At 57.9% G+C, this 668-nt stretch carries 1 protein-coding gene; it reads left to right on the plus strand.

The features are described 5' to 3' along the window. Window positions 1–111: 111 nt before the first annotated feature. On the plus strand, window positions 112–668 hold a 557-nt coding region (locus tag HJO_RS17400), incomplete at its 3' end, for a cupin domain-containing protein (protein WP_156945864.1).

A 668-nucleotide genomic window follows, 5' to 3' on the forward strand; every position in this document is an offset into this window, starting at 1 on the left:
CCCTCAGCAGAAACCGCCCAATCGGCGGACGATGCGCATGGTCACTCACACGCGCCTGATGGGTCCCATCAACTCTCCGGCGACGCAGCGGCTGAGATTCGTGATGCTTACGTGGTCCGGGCGACCAATCTGGCACCTGAATATGTTCAGCTCGCTAACAATGTCGAGATCATTGAGAACGTCTCGGCTGCGTCGATGGGCGGCAGCCGGACATTCACGCATGAGGGCTATTTTGCGCCCTTGCTGTTCGGCGAGCAGTTGCGTGCCTACACGCTGCGGCTTGAGCCCGGCATGTTCCTGTCAGAGCATCCGCATCCGACCGAGAGCATCGTTTACACAATGAGCGGTCGCTGGGTTCTCTGCAGTGAGGGCAAGCGCCAGGTCATGGAAGCTGGTTCGATCTTCCACTTCGGCTCCAACATGCCGACTGGCTGGGAAGCCGCGTTCCCTGAAGGCGCCGATGTCCTGATCTTCAAGATGAAGCGGGAAGGGGAAGACTACAAATCCTTCGCCGAAGGCATGGCTGCAACGGCTGCATCGATTGAAAAGCAGCTGAAGGAAGGCACGTCCTTCTACTATCACCAACTTGCCGCCGATCACCCTGCCATCGTATTCGCAAAGCAGCACAATCCCGCATTCGACCAACTGCTCGAAGCATCGAAAACGAC

The organism is Hyphomonas johnsonii MHS-2 (assembly GCF_000685275.1).
Classification (GTDB): domain Bacteria; phylum Pseudomonadota; class Alphaproteobacteria; order Caulobacterales; family Hyphomonadaceae; genus Hyphomonas; species Hyphomonas johnsonii.